The sequence below is a fragment of the Maribacter litoralis genome (assembly GCF_902506355.1).
In the GTDB taxonomy this organism is placed as follows: Bacteria; Bacteroidota; Bacteroidia; order Flavobacteriales; family Flavobacteriaceae; genus Maribacter; species Maribacter litoralis.
Window position 1 is genome coordinate 383,308 of sequence record NZ_LR733271.1, and the last position, 20,163, is coordinate 403,470.

At 37.2% G+C, this 20,163-nt stretch carries 7 protein-coding genes; all 7 read right to left on the reverse strand.

Annotated features, from left to right (window positions below):
* Window positions 1–55: 55 nt before the first annotated feature.
* Window positions 56–8,110 (reverse strand): malectin domain-containing carbohydrate-binding protein, encoded by an 8,055-nt coding sequence (locus tag EXIGUO8A_RS01520; protein ID WP_236564411.1) that lies wholly within the window; start codon window positions 8,108–8,110, stop codon window positions 56–58.
* Window positions 8,111–8,135: 25 nt separating this feature from the next.
* Window positions 8,136–15,821, reverse strand: a complete 7,686-nt coding sequence (locus EXIGUO8A_RS01525) for a PKD domain-containing protein (RefSeq protein ID WP_159301681.1) — start codon at window positions 15,819–15,821, stop codon at window positions 8,136–8,138.
* A gap of 551 nt (window positions 15,822–16,372) precedes the next feature.
* Window positions 16,373–16,903 (reverse strand): 1-acyl-sn-glycerol-3-phosphate acyltransferase, encoded by a 531-nt coding sequence (locus EXIGUO8A_RS01530; RefSeq protein ID WP_159301682.1) that lies wholly within the window; start codon window positions 16,901–16,903, stop codon window positions 16,373–16,375.
* A gap of 70 nt (window positions 16,904–16,973) precedes the next feature.
* Complete coding sequence (locus tag EXIGUO8A_RS01535; protein ID WP_236564526.1) at window positions 16,974–18,101, reverse strand: iron-containing alcohol dehydrogenase family protein; 1,128 nt, start codon at window positions 18,099–18,101, stop codon at window positions 16,974–16,976.
* A gap of 5 nt (window positions 18,102–18,106) precedes the next feature.
* The gene (locus tag EXIGUO8A_RS01540; protein ID WP_159301683.1) at window positions 18,107–18,805 is read right to left on the reverse strand and encodes an HAD family hydrolase; all 699 of its coding nucleotides are present in this window, start codon (window positions 18,803–18,805) and stop codon (window positions 18,107–18,109) included.
* The gene (kdsB, locus tag EXIGUO8A_RS01545; protein WP_201304143.1) at window positions 18,796–19,509 is read right to left on the reverse strand and encodes a 3-deoxy-manno-octulosonate cytidylyltransferase; all 714 of its coding nucleotides are present in this window, start codon (window positions 19,507–19,509) and stop codon (window positions 18,796–18,798) included. Before kdsB ends, EXIGUO8A_RS01540 begins: the two co-directional genes overlap by 10 nt.
* 26 nt (window positions 19,510–19,535) lie before the next feature.
* Complete coding sequence (locus EXIGUO8A_RS01550) at window positions 19,536–20,105, reverse strand: DUF4126 domain-containing protein (protein WP_159301685.1); 570 nt, start codon at window positions 20,103–20,105, stop codon at window positions 19,536–19,538.
* Window positions 20,106–20,163 lie beyond the last annotated feature (58 nt).

Genomic DNA, 20,163 nt, shown 5'->3' on the forward strand with positions numbered 1-20,163 from the left:
AAAAAGGAGACCATTTTGGTCTCCTTTTCTGTTATTTACATGTATATTTTAAGATTTAGAACCCACTAGGCAATTCACCCTCGACATTAAAATTAGATACCAAAAGTGAAAAATCCTCTAAACCTACAGCACCGTCTCCATTAAAATCGGCTTGAGAATCATAATTATCATCACTTGAATTCAAGTTGAATGTGGTAACTAGAAACGAATAGTCCTCTAAACCTATTGTATTATCATTATTAGCATCTCCTACTCTAAGTTCCCCAATATCCAAACTGTTATCCCCTGCTTCTAAAGTTAGAGTTGAAACTTTTTGCAGATGCATCCCAGATTTAACAGCTACTTCATAAGTACCTAATGGAATACCTATTATTTGTGCTTCTCCACCAGTATTACCTGTTGGTGTAAATTCTATTAATGGAATTGAAGAACCTACTTCATAAACAGCTACAGATAAATCAATTGAATAATCTGTACGACCTTGCAAACTGTAAGAAATGGTTAAATCAGATTGCGCAGCAGACGGGTCATAATCTAAAACTATGGTATTAGAAGCTACACTGTTTATGCCATTATCACCAGTAACCACGGCTATAAAATGGTTAATACCTCCATTAGGTGTTCCGGCAGTTCCCATTGTTTCAGTTAATACAACCGGAATATTTGCTAATCCCGAAGCGTCAAGCTGTGCAGTATACAATTCTTTGACCAAGGCTTCATTAGCTTCAAATGGATCAATATCATAGCCAATTGTAGGATTGCCCGCATCAATATGTAATCTTCCATCAACACGTAATAAACTAACCATAGCGTTTGGTTCTCCCATAACTTGTACTACTTGGTTTGCTTGCGTTGCAATACGTGAAGCAGCTGACCCATCAACCAAAATACTTGGTGCAACCAATGAATTACTTGTACTGTTTACTACTGCATCTGATCCACCCAATGAACCTTCGTCATACAAACTAGTTGAATAAATTACCCCGCTAGCAAATTCTACATTTACCGTAGCTCCAATTAATTCAAATCCTGATATAGACCCAGCATCACCAGAAGACAAATCGCCTTTAATAGTTGTAGGATCAATATCAACACCAAAAGCAAATGATTCCCCTGGATTAAAATCTGTAAAATTCAAAGTTAAAACATCAAATCCCTCTGCATTATTAATACCATTATGAGGTTGGTCAAATACACTTATACAATCAGCAGTATCTGACCCTCCATTGCCAGGCACGCTCAACCCAACAGTACTAGAAGTATTACCGGCATCACCCGCCGACAAGCATTTTGCAACACTATCTCCTGCAGTACCTACCGGATCAAAGACAACATCCATCATATACCCCGTAGCTGTATTAATAGTGATATTTACTATATCATCATCACCAGTATTACTAATAACAAATGAGTTATTTCCATAAGTTGACGCCTCTAACTCATCGCCAGGTGTTACTTGTACTATAGCTTCGGGATTTCCAACCGGTTGTGCCGTTACATTCCAATTGAATTCTACCATAGTACTGGAAGATGGCTCACAAGCATCGGTCACAGTTATGGCGACGTTATATGGACTATTCTCCGAGGCCCCAAGAGTAGCTCCTACATTTTGTTCAGATGGTGAGCCATTCAATATTGAATTATTCACACCAGTACCCGCGATTCCATCTATTAAAGTTAATGCTAGACGGTCAATCATATGCCCCTCTGAACGCTCACTCATGGTTATCTCATATGTGCCAGGGTTTTCAAAATAGGCATAAATCGGCCAACCATTGTTATCTATGGTATTTGTAGTCCAAGAATTAGAAATGGTATTGGTGTAAACTTTAAAAAAACCATTGATTCCAGGGTTTTCATTGCCGTGATCTGACCTTCCTTGAGCATTACCTTTAGGCCAATACAACGTTTTGGAGGTACTTTGCGAATCATTCAATTCATTTAAAAATTGTTGAGTTCCAGTAAGAGACCCTCCTTGAACCGTAAAGAAATGGACATCAGAAGTATTCTCTATTTTAAACCAAGTATCATTTTGGTCTGTAGATGATGAGCCCGAAATTTTGGATTTCATGTGGAATCGATATACTCCTGGAGTAGTTATTTCCACATTGTAATTTACGCTTTGCCCGTTTAGATTACCAAAATGATCCGTACTTGCCGCCATATAAGTGTTTCCCGATTCCGTTTCAAGATTCCATCCTCCTGTAGTATCTATAAAATCAGTTTCAGCCTCAAAAATAACTATACCATTATTCTCTTTAAAAGCACCAGCTACGCCACTACCAGATCCACCAATTATGCTTCCTGAAATTAAGCCAGTAGCAGAATCAATAGTTAAATTAGGCGGCAAATTAGTGGCCGAATAGCTTAATGGTCCACATGAATCTGTATTTTCATCATTAGCCACAACCTGCAAGCTAACATTTTCTCCATCTACACTCATTTGAGCTCCGGGATTAGTTACTACAGGAGGTAATCCTGAAGTTGGATTACCTTCGCCACTTGAAATACTAATTGTTATTGAATTATTATTTCCATAGCCTAAAATTAATGTTGCAGCATCGCCCGATTCAGTACCAACATGTTCAATTTCAATTGTTTCTGTTGACCCAGCCTCTATTAAAAAGCTTGTTGGACCAACTATATTAAAATTTGTTGTATTTGATCCTGTCAAAGTCATTGAATGAATATACACACCTTGATTTCCACCAGATACTTCAATTAATAAATCTTTCGATTCCCCTTCTTCCAAAGATAATGTAGGAGGTGCAGTTAAAACACTGGGCAAAATGGAGGTACCTATCGGGTTATCCGTCCCGTATAATTCCATATTATTCTGATTTCCACCTCCCTGATTAGGAGATCCAGAAGAAATCCAAATACCATCACCAGAAACTATACCTTGAGTACCATGACGAGGATTATTAAGGTCACTTAGTGATGACCATGTATTGGTTTTAACATCCAATTCATCGGTATTAACATACGCCTGTCCATTTCCTTCACCTCCAATTACTACTACTTTCCCGTTAAAATTAACGGTAGCAGATGCTGCACGAGGAGTAGGCAGATTTGCAGAAGCTGGTAAAGTTGACCAATTACCAGTTGTAAAATTGTATACATCTACTTCAGATATTACCGGTGCAAATGTTCCTCCTTCTCCCCCAGTTAACCTTCCGCCAACTACAAATAGTTTATTATCTACGACAGTAGCATGAAAATGATCTCTTGAATGAGGTGCATCATCAAGTACAGTCCACTCTCCGGTAGCTGGATCAAATTCATCAAACCAAGGTATATAACCACCATTATGACCAATTGTATTACCGGCTACTATATAGAATTTATTATTATACATAACCAACCCAGAAGAACCTCTTTTTCTGCTATTAGGTATGGGTGGACCTTGTATCCAAGAATCCTCAATGGGGTCGTACATGTAAATATTATCCGCTGGTGTTTCGTTTGGATAGCTATTATCCTTAAAAGATCCTATAACCCATATTAACCCTTCATAAGCAACAGCTTGAAAATGATTAAATTCAAAAGGAGCTGTTGATGCTGCTTGTGACCATGTATTTGTTGTGTAGTCATAAATATCCATTTTATCAGCACTTTCCCTACCACCAAACAAGTAAAACTTATCGCCTAATTGAACAAATGAATTTTCATGCCTTGGTGTATGTTCGGTAAGATTAACAATATTCGTCCAATCACTATTTATAGGAGTGCTACCCGAAATAATCTCTATACCTTTTATGTTAGGGTTCTCTATTCCTTTGATAAAATCTACATCTAAATTTCCATCATTTACCTCCACATTAAAACTCTCAACACCGGCCGTAGCAAACCCATAAGTTGCAGTTTGATCGAAATCAGTTAAAACAATCTCCCCTTCTAATACAACATCAAATACACGTTTCCCAACCGTATTAGCTCCTGTCCATATTTCTGCAAAAATTAAATTAACAGTGTAATTACCATGTGGTAAAGGTATGTCCCATTGCATATTTTCAGGTTCGCTTAAGGTGTTATACCTTTCTGTGGCAAATAAGCTATTAGGATATGAGGTACCATTAACGAATGTACTTGGTAAAGTAGCTCCATAGGTTTTATCATCATCTGAAGAATTAACAAATGAAGAAGGTGTTCCGTTTTGAGCACTGCCATTGGCACCAGTTAAAGCCTGGTCTTCTGTCCAATTGATACCTTCATCAGTAGACGCAACAACACCGCCACCTGCATTGATTCGATATAATACCGCATTGGTCGTATTAGGATCATTTACCGTCCAGGCAAAGTTCAAAATTGCAGATGTCGATAATGGTTTACTAACTGTAATAGTAACATCATATTGTCCTGCATCAGTAGCGTACGATGATATAGTTCCTAAAATCGCTCCTTGGGTTGGCTCAATGCTTAGCCCAGGTGGTAAACCAGTAGCAGAAAAAGAGAAATTCTCGTTAGGATCTCCTCCACTAGCGGTTACGTTTAGTTCAGGAGTTTCACTTAAATTACTTATTTGATTACCAATAGGGTCAATCATTATAGGTGAATTGACAATATCTCCAGCACCCAAAATTTCAATTGCATTTATTAAGGGGTTTTCTGTTTCATGAATAAATTCTATGTTTAATACACCATCAGTAACAGTTACTTGGTAACTTTCCATTACACCAATTTTATGTCCATATTGTGAAGACAAATCTTTATCGTTTACGACCAAAGCTCCCTCCATATTTATATCGAATACACGTTCTCCCGAAGAAGCTGTACCTGCATAACCATTTGCCATAAATAGATTTACCGTGAATGTACCATTTCCTGTATCAAATGACCATTCCATTTCTGGTAACGGGGCAGGATCCCACCTTTCTTGATTAAAAATTTCTGCTGGAACATAATCAGGTACCGAAGAATGCAAACTAGTGCCGGTATAATTTGAAATATTACCTGTATTTACACTAAAATTGGTTCCATTTGAAACTCCTGCAACATCATTACCTGTCCAATCTGGATTAGGAAAATCGGTTGAGGCTATACTAGAACCACCAGCATTAACCCTAAATAAAACCCCTGGTTGCTCAATAACATTTACCGTAAAAGTTTGATCGATATATAAAAAATCGGAATCTGTTGCTTTTATGGTAATTGTTGAACTAGCTTCCGAATCTGGGAAGCTCAAAGTTAATATGTTACCTGTAATTACAGCTTCTACAGCATCATTAGTATTGGTTGCTACAGTAAAATTTAAATTTCCAACACCTAAATCATCGTCAAAATATTCGGTTAAATCAAATTCTTTATCGGGCGAATCTATCAAAATATCCATATCGACTAAGGATTGAGATATAATTGGTTTACTTCCAGATACATTTAGAAAATCCCAAGTACCCTGAACCTCTTTACCTGCCTCATTGGATGTTCCTATTAAACCTACAGCTAATATTTCAGAAGATTCTTGTACGGCTGTTTTTATTGAACCTAATGCTTGAATCGTTCCCAAAGAAATAGGAGAATTTCCATCTATGCTATATAAAATTTCTACATCTGCATTGATTGCATTTATATTAAATGAAAAAATCACATTATTAGATGGTCTATTTGGTATTGTAAATGTAACTGTTAAAGGAGTCTGGGCTATATCATTAATTTCTTGTAAAGCCACTATTCCATTTTTCGTAAGAACTACTTTTAAATAATTACTTTGTGTTCCATCACCAATAAAAATTCCCAATTCGCTATTTGCAGGAGATTGTTCTCCATAAAGTTGCGTTGGATCTGTAAAACCAAATATTTTACCAGAAACGATAAATGAACCTACCGACTGATCAACATTAACCCCATATTGAAAACCTTTTTCTTGAGAATTTTCAGTTCCTAACGCAGTTCCCGAAGTCATCTGCATAGTCATAGCTCCAACTGCACCTCCTAAAATATCATTAGGATTAGGACCTTCATCTACCACGTCTAACCAATTGGACCAATTGGGATTTGCCGCTCCATTATTCATTAATCCTGTAAAACCAAGACCTCTATAACCTCCTAATACTAAGTTATCGGAAAATAACTCATTCTCTACAGGAAGGTCAAACCCATCAGTACCGTCATCTAACGGATTTCCTAATTGAAATGGATCATTCGCATCCAATATACCATCATTGTCATCATCATTATCATTTATATCTGATACCAATACACCACCAGCTGCTTTATCAAAATCATCGGGCTGAGATCCTCCATTACAATGATCGACATTATTTTGAACTTCATCTTGATTGGTATAACCATCTTGATCTGTATCTGCCAAACCAGAATAAGAAGGGTCAGATGGATCCAAACAAACTACTAAAGGTTGTGGTTCTAAAATTTTTATAGTACCATTAAAAGTAGCGACCCAAATGGTACCTGGAAAAGGATCTTCGTCTGAATTACAAGTAATACCAAGTGCATTACCCCCAAGACCTGATGCAAAGGGGTCTGTTAAATTACTTAAACTACCATCTGAATTAAGTTTAACTCTTTTTAGTATACCGCCATTATTTTCTCCTGCGATTAAATCTCCTACCATACTTTCAGAACCACTGAATATTGTTGAGGTATACTCATCTATTCCATTGGTATTATTATCCCATACAGTTACAATAGCATCATTCGGACCGTCAGGGTTAGAAACCGTAGGACCTCGCCAATCCCCTTGATCTGTATCTGCCAAACTTATTGGTACAGGAGGCCAATCTACAGGTAAAGCTATACTTTGGTCAGTAGTATACCCTGAACCTTTTAAGCCAGTGGGGTCGTAAATTAAAGTTCTATAAACCGCATTGTTCGTATTATTAATTGAAGGATTAGTATATAGACCGGCAGAAGCAGGATTAGCCCTAATAGGTGCTGGATGTCCCCCATAAAATGTCCCATTTGAATACGTTTGAATATCTGTGGTCACCAAAGTTAAGTGATCCTTGTTATCAACTTTCTCACCTCCAATTGTTGAACTACTTCCTGGTTCACTTGAGTTATACTCGTTAGTTACACTTCCTCCACCTTCATTAGCGGGAAAACCACCCCAGCCACCGTTAGCTCCATTATCGGTAACATAAACAGCTCCAGATTGAGTTACTACCAAATCATAGGCATTTCTATAACCAGGTGAAAAAATTTGAACTGGTCCGCCTAATACTATTTTAGCTTGATTTAATCCGTCATTTCCTCCCCAAGGGTCATTAACATCAACACCGTTATATCCGGGAACATCAGGATCTTCAATTCCATTTACATTGCTTCGAGTAGGATCATCTAAAGTAGGAATATCATAAATAAAATCTCTACCATCATTATTAATAGGCATTTCTTCTATTAGGTCTAAGTTGATAGATAGTATTGCTGCAGACAATGCATATTCAGTCGTCCATGCAAAATTATCGGACGGAGACCCGGCATTTGTATGCCCACCTTGTGCAACTATAAGAAAATCAACTCCTCCAATTGTCACAAATTCTAAACCGTTTGTAGCATGATTTTCTTCTGACCTTGGCAATCCTCTAACTATATCAACTACATTCCACGAACTCCCGGACCATGTAAATCGGGTAATTACCCCTGAATTAGTATCTAAATCCAAGTCACCACTTGGACCACCAACCCTAGAATCACTTGAGGTCACATAAATAACAGGGTTAGCTGCAGTCCCAGCTACCGTTAATCCGGTTGCCTCCCTATCATCACCACTATTTGAACTCCCATCATCATTATGGTTAGGTATATTTTTTACATCCAAAAGTTGCTCAGATGCCGTGACCACATAATCGTTGCTCCCATTCTTTTGAATCGTGAATATATCTATAGTTCCATTTAAATTTAATACGTATAATCTACCATCAGGACCGTACATAAGCGATGTTCCTTGGCTTACCCCTCCATTACCGTTAAAATCAAGATTACTCTGATCAAAACTTTGGGCACTTAGTTCATTTATTCCTATAAATAGTAAAAATGCAAGAGTAACCACTAAACCTATAAAACCTGTCAATGACATATTATTAACACCAAATGCTTTTATTAATCTGGTATTCTCTCGAAGAACATTTTGTTTAAAATTGAAATTTTCCATCTTTTAATTCTTTTTTGGGACTTGATTATCGCTTAATAGCCATTTGCTGTTGAGACTGTTTTCCTTCTGAATCTATAGTTCTTACAAAGTAAGATCCTGTAGGTAAATCTTGTACTCCAAGAAGATAACTACCAACATCTTGACTAGCATCCATGTTTAAAGATTGTACTAATCTTCCTGTAATATCATATATAAATATCTTAACTAAAGTTGTTGGCTCATCAAAGGAAACAGTAATGCTCTCAGAGGCAGGATTTGGAAAAATATTCATCGAAACTTCAGCAGATTTAGAGGTCGATGCGGGTTGTACAACACTAAACTTAACAGTTAGTGATTGACCTATTTCGCCGCCAGCACCACCCATTGAATATGGTGTTGCCTCTAATGTATACGATCCTATTGGAATTGTTGTGGGTATGAAAACACCATCAAAATCTCCGTATAATGCATATGGAGCATTTGTCTCTATCCATGTTCTATTTACCGAACCCGTTAATACGAATTTTACACTGCCTACGATACCAGGATTGGTATTTGCCTTAATATTGACATTTTCCATTTCCACAGAGCTGATACTCATATTGTTTTGTATATCGAATAACTCAAGTTGATTTACAGCATCCATAAGTGTAAAGCTTATCACTGTTTCAACATCATGAGGGTCCACTGCCGTTACAGCAATACTGTTGCTAGACGTTTCTCCATCGTCATCCGTCAACGTCAGCGTTACAGTGTAATCGCCACCTAAGGCATATGTATGCGAAGGATCCGTAACCGACGAGGTGTTACCGTCGCCAAAGTCCCACGAATAATTCGTTATCGTACCGTCTCCGTCAAATGATCCCGAACCGGTAAAGTTCATCTTGAAGGGTACATTACCATCGGGGTCGCCAGAAAGCACAACGACAGGTGCAACGTTCGCCGGAGGTCCGTTCACTATCGAGAACTCTACCGTTTGGCTCATCCCCGAGGAAGTCGTGGTGGACAAGGTATAATCCCCTATCGGGAAAGACTTGCCCTGGATGTCGACACCGATATCACCGAAAAGGGAATAAGGTGCCGAAGGACCCTCGGTCTTGGTCTGGCTCAATGGACCGCTCAACTTGAAGGTAACACTGCCAGGTTCCAGATCAGCATTGTAGATTATGCCCAAAGGGGTATCCCCGATATCCGACTTCATTATCTCAAGTCCATCGGTCAACGAATAAAGTACACTGTCGTCCTCTGCGTTCAAAATGAAAAGCGTAGTGTTATCGACAGGTGCATTTACCGTGATACCGACACTTGCCGTATCTTTTGCTCCTTCGTCATCGGTTACCGTAAGTACACTAACAAAATTTCCCTGGACCGTATAGGTATGGGTAGGATTAGCCTCGGTAGACGTCGATCCATCTCCGAAATCCCATTCGTACAGAATTATGTCTCCATCGGAATCGCCAGAACCTGAGCTCGAGAAATTCACGGTCAACGGTACCGTACCACTACTGTGGGGCAGAGCGCTGGCAACGGCATTAGGGACCTTATTGACCGTTGGATCCACTGCCGTTACAGCAATACTGTTGCTAGACGTTTCTCCATCGTCATCCGTCAACGTCAGCGTTACAGTGTAATCGCCACCTAAGGCATATGTATGCGAAGGATCCGTAACCGACGAGGTGTTACCGTCGCCAAAGTCCCACGAATAGTTCGTTATCGTACCGTCTCCGTCAAATGATCCCGAACCGGTAAAGTTCATCTTGAAGGGTACACTACCATCGGGGTCGCCAGAAAGCACAACGACAGGTGCAACGTTCGCCGGAGGTCCGTTCACTATCGAGAACTCGACCGTTTGGCTCATCCCCGAGGAAGTCGTGGTGGACAAGGTATAATCCCCTATCGGGAAAGACTTGCCCTGGATGTCGACACCGATATCTCCGAAAAGGGAATAAGGTGCCGAAGGGCCCTCGGTCTTGGTCTGGCTCAATGGACCGCTCAACTTGAAGGTAACACTGCCAGGTTCCAGATCAGCATTGTAGATTATGCCCAAAGGGGTATCCCCGATATCCGACTTCATTATCTCAAGTCCATCGGTCAACGAATAAAGTACACTGTCGTCCTCTGCGTTCAAAATGAAAAGCGTAGTGTTATCGACAGGTGCGTTTACCGTGATAGATTGTGTAGTACTATCTGAACAACCATTACTATCTGTAAAAGTATATACAATAGTATACTCACCAACTCCTATGGAAGGGTCAAACGTATTATTGTTCACTCCTATACCAGAATATTCTCCACCTAGGGGACTTCCTCCAATTAAACTAATTGGACTATCTGTAGTAAGAACATCATCAAACGACTCTAATGTTACAACTGGAAGATCTGGGTTACTTAATGTGATAGACAAGTTTTCAAAACATCCGTTAATATCAGTAACCATTACAGTATACGTACCAGCTCCCAGTCCATTAGCCGAAGAACCGGTTAAATTATTGTCATGACTCCAATCATATGAAAGAGAACCACTAAAGCCAGTGGCATTTAAAGTAATAGAGCCATCATTTATATTACAACCACTTGGGTTTAACTTATTACCAACACTAACGTCAAAATCAATACATAATGGGTCTTGATCAATAAACTGGAAGTTTATTGATTTTACATCACCTTGAACACCGGTTAATCCTGTATTCGAATAAGCGGTAGCAGTTATAGTGTAGTTACCAATCGTAAATAGTTCCCCTTCGTAATTTCCAGTTTGAGCATTATCTCCATAAAGAGAGAAAGGAGAGACACTTTCTGATTGAGTTTTATTTTTTACACCACTTAATATTAACTGCACACTAGCCACATCAGAAGAAGTATCTGCACGTATTGCTAAATTTGTATTTTCATAAATTTCCGAATTGACCAATATCCCTTCAGTCAATATCATTATATCTTGATCTGTATCGGCATTTACCAATGTAAAAGTATTAACCACTAGAGTTTCTACCGGATCCTCTTCGACCGTTACCCTTACCGTCCATATTTTTTGCGTTCCATCTTCAGCGGTTACCGTATAATTAACGAGATCCGTAAAATCTAGAACTTCCCCTAAATTTGGAGATACGCTAGCGTTTGTGGAAATACCAAAGTTCGCTTCTAAAGCGGTTATATCTGTGCCGGGAGCTACCTTAATGTCTACTGTTCCTTCTACATAATCAATAATTTCAGGCTCTGATTGTTCTTGAAAAGTAAAAAACTCAATATTATTTTCTGACGAACCTGTAAAATTAATAGTTACAGTCTGTATACACGACGCAAAATTGTTTGCTTCATCCAGTACTTTCCATTCAATTTGGGTAACTCCAACAGGATAAGCATCGTTAATATCTTGCCCGTCATTTCGAGTTCCAATAACAGTTAAATTTTGATCTGAACAAGCATCGATTGCTAAAGGCTGTATAATTTCAACAATCATTGGGTTTCCATTTAGACTGTTTATGTTAATATTCGAAGGACAAGCGAAGTCAGGAGCAATTTCATCTATTACTGTTATTTTTTGAATACATTGTTCAGATATATTACCCGACCCATCAATTGCGGTCCAAGTAACCATAGTCTCACCCAAGCCATATGGTTCCGACATTAACAAACCATCACTTCGAAAAGCATCATATGTGATATCATCACTTAAATCAATGACCGAAGCATTTGTTAAAACTAAATTAACCCCACAAATATCTACATCTGTAGAGGTAATTATATCAGCAGGACATGTAATTACCGGAGCAACACTATCAATTATCGATACTGTTTGGATTACTTCCGTTGCTGCATTTCCTGACGCATCGGAGACATTATAAATGATACTATAATCTCCTACGGTGTTAACATCAACAATATCTCCACTAATTACAATTTCATTAGTTAAATCACCATCAATTTCATCAAAAGCACTCGCCCCTAAATTACTATATGGTGATCCAAGTTCTACAATTAAAGGGTCTTCATCTAATAAGGTAATTTCTGGTGGCACATCATCTGGTAAAGTGACCGTAAAATTGACAATATCTTTAGCTTCTATGTTTGTAAATTCTGCATGAGTTGGGTCGGCTACCACAATAACAATTATATTTTCCCCATCAATAATTCCATCAGACGCAGTTAAATCCCAAAATTCTTGTCCAATTTGTGAAGCAGTTGAAATCCTGGTAGAAGAATCTATATTATTAATATCAGCTGGATTTACGAAAATATGATAATGCTCGGTTAGTTCGAACAAGACATCATTTCCGGTCCATTCCAATCTAACATTAGTTGAGTTTAATTCAGCGTTCTCCAATGGTAAATCAATCAAAACTTCCGGTCCAGAAACTTCAATTTCTATTTCAGAATTAGCGGTTTCAAAATCACTATCCTCAACAGTAGCAGTTAAGGTTTGAGTACCTGGTGTAATGAATTGACCTGTAATATTTGAACCTATTCCATTCAAAGGCGAAGTTGTAAATCTCGCATCACCTGAACTCCAGTTAATTAAATCAGAAATCTCCCCGTCTTGAGCATCAACGGCCGTTCCTATTAAATTAACATCCATACCACGAACAACAGTAATATTCTCTACGGGCGAATCTATGTTTACTAAAGGAGGGGTATTTTCAAGTTCGGATATTAAACAGATACTAAATCCTTTAATAGACGGATTCTGTGTACCTTTTTTAAAATCAATATTCAAGGTTCCATCTGTAACCTCTACGGTAAAGGTTTCAACTTTAGCTATATTAAATCCACCTGCAGCAACTGATGGTCTATAATTATCCAATACCACTTCGTCTTCAATCTCTACATCAAAAACCCTAGGATCAGCGCTTTCACCTGTCCAATTTTCATTAAATAGCAAGTTAACTTCATAAACTCCATTTGCCGGAAATTCCCAATTCATTAAAGATCCACCATCTATATGCCTTTCTGTTTGAAAAATAGCATCGGGATACCCTGTAGTATTAGAAACCAGCGCTACATTAGAACCATAAGTTTTATCTATAGCTCCTTTGTAATATATAGAAGGTACTCCTGTTTCCGCCGCGCCACCTGCTTCGTTTAAAGACTGGTCAGCTTCAAAATCACCTCCAACTACTCCATTCAATGGACCACCAGCATTAATACGATATGCAACATTACATGAAGCAATAGGTGATTGAGAAAAAATAAAATTCTTAATATTTACACCTGCACTAAAATCTAAACGTATAGTCTGTAAACCGCTATTTTCAAAGTTGACAGATGTAAAGTATGACAAATAGGTTTGCCATGCCGACTTTGCTACAGTCACATTTCCTAACACAGAATAGCTACCATTGTTTTCTTCAGATATACTAATTGTAGTAGTTCCATTATTACCTTTGGCCGCTAAGAATTCAATATCATATTCACCGGCAGATGGCACATTTATTAAATATTCTACGTAATCACCAGCGTCTAAATAACCTACATTTTGTGCTACATTATCTTCAATAGCAACTGTAAACGGTGCAACCGGTGCGGAATCTGAAGTACTCTTATACCATGGTAGTGGATTGGTAAACGTCCTTGCTAATATATCTGCAGGAATTGGTTGGGCAATATCAATAGAAAATGTTTGAATTACCGGTATATTAACCCCGTCATCAGTAGTCACCTCTGCCAAATATGACCTGCCATCTCCTGGCAAGGTATTCCAAACAAAAGAATAATTACCATTACCATTATCAGTAAACGTATATGCACTTTCTGGCACAGTGGTATTAGGTAAGAAAGGATTATTAGTACCACCATTACTCTTATCATATATTATAATACTAGTATTAAAAATATCATTATCATCGCTAACTACAATATTAGTCTCAATTGAAGCACCCTCCATTATTTCAACATCATCTATCGAAGCAATAGCGGGAGGTAAATCAGAACCAGACGGATAAATTGTAATTATGAATTCTGCCGTTACAGGAGAACTATTTTCATCTGAAATAATCACGTTTACCTTATACTCACCCAATTCATCAACCAAGGGCGTTCCTACTAATTGATTATTGGAAGCATCAAAACTAATTGATGACGGTAAATTATTAAAAGTAATCATCAAATCATCATCATCTTGAATATCAACTTCCTCAGAAATACTCTCACCAACTTCAAATTGAAGATTAGTTAAATTAGCAACCGGATGCACATTTGTATTTGAAGTTTTTGTGACACATAAACCAGATATTTTACCATTGTCAACTGTAGCTGGACCTACCTGAACATTCAAACTTCCATCTTCTACAAAAACAAAATATGTTCTTACAATTGCTGTATGATTATTTGAAATACCATCTTTTATAGGATCTAACAGATCATATTCATCTAAAATGACCTTATCTTCAAGTATTACATCAAAGACTCTTGTACCTGGTGCTGTTTGGTATACTTCAGCAAAATATAAATCTACTTGATAGAATCCATCAGGCACCGGTATTTCGTAAGCAACTGGATTATTAGTACCTGTTTTCCCTCCATACATTTCATTTTTAAACAACAATATCTCTTCAGGTGAAGTTGTACCGATTATTTCATTAACATTGCTACTATATGGCGCTCCACCAGACCGTAAAAAACCACTACCAGAAGGAGCCTGAACGGTTGGATCACCTATAAAATTACGCCCAAAGGCGGTTAAATTTTCATTACCACAAGCAATACATAATTGAAAGTCTGTAGTTTCAATAAAAGTCGCATTGATTGTAGAATTTGATTGAACATCCACAAATTCATATGTAGTTACCGGACCTACAGAGATTCCATTAACCACTACATCTTCTATTTCATAGCCCGGGTTAGGAGATATTGTAAATACAATATTATCCCCTTGATTTATATTTGTACTTGAAGGAGAAATCGTACCGTTTTCACCTGAATTAGTTGTTATGGCATATGTATTTATGATTTCTTGAGATACTATAACAGTTCGCTTTACTTCTTCCGCTGCGTTATTAGATGTATCAATAACATTATATGTTATAACATACTCACCTTCAACATTGACATTAACTATATCTCCATCGATAACAATATTTTCACTAATGTCACCGTCTGAATTATCATTAGCAATGGCACCTTGTTCTATATAAATATCACCGACAAGTAGATTAATTATTTCCTCACCAATTAAAGTAATTACAGGAGCGGTATTATCGATAACTTCTACCGTTATTGTTGACCCAGTAGCTTCCGACAAAATATTAATACCACTAAATGTTGCCTTTGAAGGAAGACCAGAAAACTCCAATTCTGTGACTCCATTCGTCAAGGCAACGAATTCAATATTAATTAGGTCAATGTTAGTATTCGGAAAAGAACTAAATGTACCCGCAGCATAATCAATAACTCCAAGTAAATTATCAAATCCTGCACCAATTATCGGAACAGGAAATGGATTTGGATCAGGTAAGCTTAAATTTGTAACCTCAAGTATATTAGGATCAAAACTCATGTGAACTTCAGCAGCATCTACATTTTGATCGGTATTCAACTCCACTGTAATTACAAAAATTTCATCCTGAGAAACCGAAACCGATTCAGGACTAGTAGTTATGTTTACTTGTGCAAAAAGTGATGAACTAAAACAAAAGAGTGACATGATTAAGAGCGACATTTTCTTACTGATATTAAAAATCTGTAATAACTTTTTCACAGAAAGTACATCATGTTGGTTGTGTAAAATTCTACGCATAACTATGAGTATTAAAATTGATTATTGATAGGTTGATTGATAATTATAGATTTTCCAAAACCAAAAAAATCATAAAATGAAGAAGACACAACAGACAAATAAAGTCTCTTGATATAAAAGTTCTTAATAAATAAAGGAGTAAGAATTTCAAGAATACTATAATACAGTATTGAGAATCCTAAGGAGTAATTTTTGGTCATTTATATAGGTTTGGTTAATAACAACCAAAGCACTATTAGGTCAATTTATTAGCGTAAGTGGGGTACGTAATAAATACCTTTTTTGAAGGGGGAAATATTAACTAAAACGTTTAATATTTCAAAAAATATATTTGAAACAAGGATATATATTTAATTTCAAAAAGTAGATGAAATTAAATAATTTTACGATTAAAGGACCGTTTGATCGTTAAATGACTTAATTAGGTAAATTGAAATTGCTTAAATATTTAGTGATAACTAAGTTCTTAAGATTTGTCTTAGGCTTGATATATTTTGTAAATACTTATATAATATACAATTCAACTATGAACCAACCTATAAATACAAGTATTAAGCATACTTCCCCTCCACCCCATCAAACCAGGCATGATATTGTTTAAAATCAGCTTCTTTATCATCTGTAGGAGTCATTGGACCTGAAAGCTTTATTTCTTTTTTTCCATAATCAAAAGCGACTAAAATGATCGGCACGTTGGCAGTTTTGGCAATATAGTAGAAACCGGTTTTCCACTTTGCCACTTTTTTGCGTGTACCTTCTGGTGACAATGCTAATCTGAATTTTTTTCGTTCATTGAATATGGCTGCTGTTGCTTTAACCGTATCGCTATTTTTTGTTCTATCTATGGGAGCACCACCTGTCCACCTAAAAAACCAACCAAAAGGAGCTTTAAACAAGCTTTTCTTTCCAACATAGTTTATTTCTTCTTGCCAAACGGCTCGTATTAACAACCCTAAAAGAAAATCCCACCAACTGGTATGCGGTACCACTATAGCTACAAACTTATCTAAATGCGATGGGAATGCTCCGTTTAGCTTCCATCCCAATAAATTAAAATAAATAAACTTTGCTATTTGCTGCATACGATAAGGGTATTGATTTGCCTTACCGGCAAACCTTCTTTTTATGAATAAAAGGTAAAATTATGTTCGACTATATTTTTTGATAAATAGCCTTTAGCTTTTTTGGGGAAATAATAGATTTCCATTGCTCGCCCAATGCATTTTCCCAAAGCGGTTCCATGCCCATGGCAACAGTAATCATTGTATTCATTTCATTATCGGATAAATTTGAGCATACACCTTTTGGCAAAATGATATTATGCTTCTCTAGCATTAAATTGAACAATTGCACTCCTTCTGGATAAAACTCTTCTAAAAATTGAAATACCAAGCAATTGCCTATTCCATGCTTTACTCCTAAAACATATCCTAAACCGTAACTCATTGCATGTGCCACACCTACTTGCGAATAGGCTATACTCATACCTCCATGCCATGATGCCATCATTAATTTTTCCCTGCTATCGGATTCTTCGATATCTTCTAAAAATACTTCCTTGCAAAGTTCTAAGGACTTTTCTCCATAGCTTTTGCTGAATGCATTTAAAAAAGTTCCATTTAAGGATTCCACACAATGAATAAAACAGTCCATACCTGTATAAAACCATTGCTCTTTTGGAACGCCAATGGTTAAATCTGGATCTAAAATTACCTGATCAAAAGTAGTGTAGTCCGAATTGATTCCTAGTTTCTTTTCTGGACCCATTAACACTGTAGTTCTTGAAACCTCTGCACCGGTACCACTTATGGTAGGAATACCTACATGATAAATTGATTTCTTATTCACCAAATCCCACCCTTGGTATTCCGAAGCACTTCCATTATTAGTAAGCATAATTGCTACTGCCTTTGCTAAATCTAACAGCGTACCACCGCCAATACCAATAATGCCTGAAGGAAGCTCTGTATAAGTTTCCCGAATCATGTTAACAAGCGCATCTACTTGTTCCGTTTTTGGTTCTTCGTCTGCAGATATTAAAATAATCTGATCACAAAAAATACTCGGAATTCTATTGATGATCTCTGTATTCTCAAAAACATCATCTACCAAATAAATCATTGGTGCTTCTGAATGTTTTCGCTTTGGCATCAAAATATCCCCAAGGGTACTAAAACTCCCAATACCATAAACTACACGAGGTACCATTGGAAAATTACGGAACTCCTCTGAAGCTTTGGTCGGTATATTCTTTTTTGCCATTTCTTTATTCGCCTGCATATTCATTACACATATTTCAGTACATCGGTTAAGGTAGACATTGTCATATACCCATTATTCTCAACCACATCGGTAACTTCTTCATGCTGCCATGTGGTATGAAAAGGTATGTGCACAGCTCTCGCCCCAATGTTTACCAGTGGCAAAACATCTGATTTTAAGGAATTACCGATCATTAAAAACTCACTTGGATCAATTTCTAAATGCTCTAATAAATCACTATAGTTCTTTTCTTTTTTATCACTTAAAACTTCCACGTGGTGAAAATATTCTGACAAACCTGAACGCTCCAATTTACGTTCTTGATCCAAAAGATCTCCTTTTGTCAAAACAATTAAACGATATTTACTTTTTAACTGTTCAAGTACTTCTTCAACCCCATCTAACAACTCAACGGGCTGTGTAATCATATCTTTACCTAAATCTAAAAGGGCACTTACCGTTTTCGCTGAAACCTGATTATTGGAAAGTTCTAAGGCACATTCTATCATAGAAAGTACAAACCCTTTTATACCATAGCCATAAAGGTCTAAATTTTTAATCTCCGTTCTAAAAAGCTCTTGATCAATTTTATTCTTTGTTTCATACTTTTCTAAAAGATCGGCAAACTTATCTTCAGTATCCCTAAAGTAAGTTTCATTTACCCAAAGGGTATCATCTGCATCAAACCCAATTACTTGAATGCCATCAAAATTTATTTCCATGCCTTCTGTGCTTTCTTTAAATCCTCAGGTGTATCGATCTCTATGCCCTGAACGGTAGTTTCTACCATTTTAATCTTCTTTCCATATTCCAAGTAACGAATAGCTTCAATCTTCTCCGTAGCCTCTAATTGTAACATAGGCAAGCGTTGAAAATCCATTAAAGCACTTTTTCTAAAGGCATAAATACCCTTATGCTTAAAATATACGGTATCGTCGTTTTTTGCTCTTGGATATGGTATTGGAGACCTCGAAAAATACAATGCAAAATCTCTATTATCAACAATGACCTTTACTGTATTAGGATTATTTATTTCTTCTTCATCGGTAATTTTAACCATTAAGGAAGCTAGGTCAATTTCTTTATGTGTATCATCTTCAAATACTTGCATCACCCCTTCTAAGCTTTCGCGATCCGTGAATGGTTCATCACCTTGTACATTGACGATTATATCAACATCCATTTGCATTACCGCCTCGGCAATACGATCGCTACCACAGTCATGTTCTTTCTGACTCATTATAGCTAAACCACCTTCTTTTACTATGGTATCATAGATAACATTGCTATCGGTCACCACATAAACTTCATCAAAAAGCTTGGTATGTACAGCAGCTTGGTATGTTCTTAATATGACCGGTTTGCCAGCCAGATCCTGCATTAATTTTGCAGGAAATCTTGATGCCGCATATCGGGCAGGAATCATCGCTATTTTCTTCAACTAAGTCTCTTTTAAGTATTCCTCTTTGGTCGTAATTTTCTGTAAATTCTAAAGATGATCACTAAAATAATAATGACCAAAACGGCTGCTAAGATAGGTGCAAATATTGAAGCAACGGATACCACTGCAGCTGTTCCTGTTTCTACCGTTGTAATTACCGGGTTTGCCAGCCCACCAGTAGTGGCGGTAGAAGCCAACCTGCCCGTTGCACCAGCTCCTTTAATTGCCGTAGCTGTACCGCCACCAGCTATTATAGCCAATGACCAAGTTATTACGGGATCTAAGTCTGCTACGGTCGAAACCATTACAGCTGTACCGGCAATAGCCGCCAAGGGCACGGCTATACTATCCAATAAATTATCGAACCAAGGTATAAAGTATGCGAAAATTTCCAATAAGGTGGCAACACCCAGGGTTAGTACCGCAACCAAACTACCTATCCATTCCCAATTGTCATTTAGTTCCCACAACCCAAAATAGGATGCTAAACTTAGAGCGAATAAAGGCAAAAACACCCTAAATCCTACTGAGGCGGCTAATCCTACTCCTAAAAAAATACTTAAAATCGTATCTGTTGTCATGATAATTCATCTATTGGAAATAGCAATATTTTCCACATCAATATTTACTAAAATAATC